Annotated in this window: 5 protein-coding genes; all 5 read left to right on the top strand. The window is 65.1% G+C overall.

The genetic code is table 11. From position 1 onward, the window contains the following. Positions 1–863 (top strand): DNA-directed RNA polymerase subunit alpha (locus tag HUU96_RS12670; protein WP_174293129.1); only part of this gene is annotated, 863 nt, incomplete at its 5' end. Positions 864–1,052: 189 nt separating this feature from the next. Beyond that, a complete protein-coding gene (gene rplQ, locus HUU96_RS12675; RefSeq protein WP_174293130.1) occupies positions 1,053–1,475 on the top strand; it encodes a 50S ribosomal protein L17 in 423 nt (140 codons plus the stop codon). A 249-nt stretch (positions 1,476–1,724) separates the two neighbouring features. Further along, the gene (locus tag HUU96_RS12680; protein WP_174293131.1) at positions 1,725–1,937 is read left to right on the top strand and encodes a DUF2283 domain-containing protein; all 213 of its coding nucleotides are present in this window, start codon (positions 1,725–1,727) and stop codon (positions 1,935–1,937) included. A gap of 37 nt (positions 1,938–1,974) precedes the next feature. Next, positions 1,975–3,531 carry a glutamine-hydrolyzing GMP synthase gene (guaA, locus tag HUU96_RS12685; protein WP_174293132.1) on the top strand — a complete coding sequence of 519 codons (1,557 nt, stop codon included), beginning with the start codon at positions 1,975–1,977 and terminating at the stop codon, positions 3,529–3,531. Positions 3,532–3,916: 385 nt separating this feature from the next. Continuing rightward, on the top strand, positions 3,917–4,014 hold a 98-nt coding region (locus HUU96_RS15385; protein ID WP_438827084.1), incomplete at its 3' end, for a hypothetical protein.

Raw genomic sequence — 4,014 nt, forward strand, 5'->3', positions numbered from 1 at the left:
TGCACGAATTCTCCTCGCTCGCCGGCGTGCGCGAGGACGTGACCGACATCGTCCTCAACGTGAAGCAGATCGCGCTGAGGATGCAGGGCGAGGGGCCCAAGCGGCTGCAGCTGTCCGTCACCGGCCCGGCCGAGGTCAAGGCCGGCGACATCGCCATCTCCGGCGACATGGAGGTGATGAACAAGGAGCTGGTGATCTGCCACCTCGACGAGGGCGCGACGCTCAACATGGAGCTGACCGCCGACATCGGGAAGGGCTATGTCCCCGCCACCGCCAACCGCCCGGCCGATGCGCCGATCGGGCTCATCCCGGTCGATGCGCTGTATTCGCCGGTGCGGCAGGTGTCGTACAAGGTCGACCCGACGCGGGTCGGCCAGGACCTCGATTATGACAAGCTGACGCTGACGGTCGAGACCGACGGCACGGTGACGCCGGAGGACGCGGTGGGCTATGCCGGCCGCATCCTGCAGGACCAGCTGGCGCTGTTCGTCCACTTCGACGACTCGGCGATGCCGCGCTCGTCCGCCCCGATCGGCCAGGCCGCGGCCCCCGCCGGCGGTGCCGAGCCGATTGGCGACACGCAGCAGATCAACCGCTATCTGCTCAAGAAGGTCGACGAGCTGGAGCTGTCGGTGCGCAGCGCCAACTGCCTCAAGAACGACAACATCATCTATATCGGCGATCTGGTCGGCAAGACCGAGGCCGAGATGCTGCGCACGCCGAACTTCGGCCGCAAGTCGTTGAACGAGATCAAGGAAGTGCTGTCGTCGATGGGGCTACGGCTGGGCATGGAGATTCCGGGCTGGCCGCCGGAGAACATCGAAGAGATGGCGAAGAAGCTGGAGCAGGAGATTATGGGGTGATCGCAGCGGATTAGCCAAGGCTAATCCGCGCCGCGGCGATCACCACGGCCGGCGGGTCGGCCTAGCCGAACCCGTCCGACGACGCGGCTTTGCCGCGGCGTGGCCTTGAGACAGGTAACGGTGGCCACCGCAAGCGCCACCAGCTCTGGGGTACCTCGTACGGCCCCTTAACGAACGAAGGAAGACACCATGCGTCACGGTTACGGCGGTCGTAAACTCCAGCGGACTTCGGCCCACCGCATCGCGCTGTTCCGCAACATGAGCGCCGCGCTGATCAAGCACGAGCAGATCACGACGACGGTGGCCAAGGCGAAGGAGCTTCGCCCCTATGTCGAGAAGCTGATCACGCTGGCCAAGAAGGGTGGCCTGTCCAACCGCCGCCTCGCCCACGCCCGGCTGCTCGACGATGCGCAGCTGGTGAAGCTGTTCGACGTGCTGGCGACCCGCTACGCCGACCGCAACGGCGGCTACACCCGCGTCATCAAGGCCGGCATCCGTGCCTCCGACGCGTCGCCGATGGCGGTGATCGAGTTCGTCGATCGCGACGTCAGCGCCAAGGGGCAGGACTCGGGCTCGGTGATGAGCGACGAGGATTTCGACGAAGCGGCGTGAGCCGCAAGTGAAGACAACCCGCTACTTCGACGAGCAGGTTCGGCGCAAGCGTTCGTATCTGCGTGATGAATGGATCGAGGCGGCGTTGGCGTCACCGTCGCGCCGCCTTGTTCAGCCGGATGAGCGGATACGGCTGTAGTCGGAAGTCGAGTATGACGGCGATCTGCGTACCCTACGCGTCGTCTTGCTTGAAGACGGCGAGACGGTGCACAATGCAATCTTTGATCGCGGCTATCGCGGAGACGAGCGATGAGGCTTCACTATTATCCGGAGACTGACTCGCTCTATATCGAGCTACAGATGGTTGCGGGCGTTGATAAGCGCGAGATAGACGACGGCATCATCGCCGACGTGGCAGCGGACGGATCGGTCGTCGGCATCGACCTGGATCGCGCCAGCCGCTTTGATTTGACTACATTGGAGACCGGTGGGTTACCGGCAGTCACGCGTCACGCCGCCTGACGGTTTTCCTTCGGGTCGAATCTGCTATCGGCCGACCATGCAGCACCCCGACACCATCCTCATCGTCGATTTCGGCAGCCAGGTAACCCAGCTCATCGCCCGCCGGGTGCGCGAGGCGGGGGTGTATAGCGAGGTCGCACCGTTCCAGTCGGCTGAGGCGGCGTTCGAGCGCCTCCAGCCCAGGGGCATTATCCTCTCGGGCGGCCCCGCCTCCGTCACCGAGCGGGATAGCCCGCGCGCGCCGCAGGCGTTCTTCGACGGCAGCGTGCCGGTGCTCGGCATCTGCTACGGCCAGCAGCTGATGAGCGCGCAACTGGGCGGCAACGTCGTCATCTCGGGCGACGGCGGCGAGTTCGGCAAGGCGTTCGTTGAGGTCACCGGCGACTGCGCACTGTTCGACGGGCTGTGGGCGGAGGGCGAGCGGCATCAGGTGTGGATGAGCCATGGCGACAAGGTCGACGCGCTCGCCCCCGGCTTCGTGCCGGTCGCGGTGTCGGAGGGCGCGCCCTACGCGATCGTCGCCGACGAGGTGCGGCGCTTCTACGGCGTCCAGTTCCACCCGGAGGTCGTCCACACTCCCGATGGCGGCAAGCTGATCGCCAATTTCGCGCGCCATGTCTGCGGCCTGGCCGGCGACTGGACGATGGCCGAGTTCCGCCAGGCCAAGATCGCCGAGATCAGGGCTCAGGTCGGGGACGGCAAGGTGATCTGCGGCCTGTCGGGCGGTGTCGACAGCTCGGTCGCGGCGCTGCTGATCCACGAGGCGATCGGCGAGCAGCTCACCTGCGTGCTGGTCGACACCGGCCTGCTGCGCGCCGGCGAAGCGGAGCAGGTTGTCGGCCTGTTCCGCAACCATTACAACATCCCGCTGGTCCATGTCGACGCGGGTGAGCGCTTCCTCGGCGGCCTGGCCGGCGTCACCGACCCCGAGGCCAAGCGCAAGCTGATCGGGGCGACCTTCATCGACGTGTTCGAGGAGGAGGCGGGGAAGATCGGCGGTGCCGAGTTCCTCGCCCAGGGCACGCTCTACCCCGACGTCATCGAGAGCGTCAGCTTCACCGGCGGCCCGTCGGTGACGATCAAGAGCCACCACAATGTCGGCGGCCTGCCGGCGCGGATGAACCTCAAGCTGGTCGAGCCGCTGCGCGAGCTGTTCAAGGACGAGGTGCGGGTGCTGGGGCAGGAGCTTGGCCTGCCGCCGGTGTTCGTCGGCCGCCACCCGTTCCCCGGCCCCGGCCTCGCCATCCGCATCCCCGGCGAGGTGACGCGCGAGCGCTGCGATGTCCTGCGCCGCGCCGACGCGATCTACCTCGAGGAGATCAGGGCGGCCGGGCTGTACGACGCGATCTGGCAGGCGTTCGCGGTGCTGCTGCCGGTGCGCAGCGTCGGCGTGATGGGCGACGGGCGCACCTATGACAACGTCCTTGCCCTGCGCGCGGTGACCTCCACCGACGGCATGACCGCGGAGGTGTTCGCCTTCCCCGGCGACTTCCTACCGCGCGTGGCGACGCGGATCGTCAACGAGGTGAGGGGGGTGAACCGGGTGGTCTACGACTATACGTCGAAGCCGCCGGGGACGATCGAGTGGGAATGATTCTAGGTCATTCGGCAGCTATCGCCGACAGTCGGTTTATGACTCATATCCCGTGATAAGTCAACAACTTAGCCCTCGCCACCTATCGCCGGCAATTGCGGGTAAGCGATACCACCTGACGGTATAGCTGACGGTATTTTTTTCTGGCTCATCAGCCCCAAATCCCGAGGCACCAAAACGGATTGTCAATCGGATTTCCCGGTCGCCCGTATCCTACTGTCGTTAATAGCAAAAATGCACAGATTGACGGTATAATTTCTGACGGTAAGCTTAGATCGACGGAGGCCTAGTTTTACCGTCAGGAGCCTCGATCCATGCTCACCGACCTTGCTCTCAAGCGGCTGAAACCACAGGAAAAACGTACAAGGTCGCTGACCGTGACGGTATGTACGCGGCGGTTTCGCCTACAGGCCAGATTGCCTTCCGCTATGACTACCGGCTGCACGGACGGCGCGAGACGCTGACCTTCGGCAAATATGGTCC

The sequence above is a fragment of the Sphingomonas bacterium genome, assembly GCF_903644135.1.
Taxonomy (GTDB): Bacteria; Pseudomonadota; Alphaproteobacteria; order Sphingomonadales; family Sphingomonadaceae; genus Sphingomonas.

Bases quoted from the DNA above. Each gene is read 5' to 3' on its own strand.
- rplQ (WP_174293130.1), top strand. From the start codon at position 1,053: ATGCGTCACGGTTACGGCGGTCGTAAACTCCAGCGGACTTCGGCCCAC.
- HUU96_RS12680 (WP_174293131.1), top strand. From the start codon at position 1,725: ATGAGGCTTCACTATTATCCGGAGACTGACTCGCTCTATATCGAGCTA.
- guaA (WP_174293132.1), top strand. From the start codon at position 1,975: ATGCAGCACCCCGACACCATCCTCATCGTCGATTTCGGCAGCCAGGTA.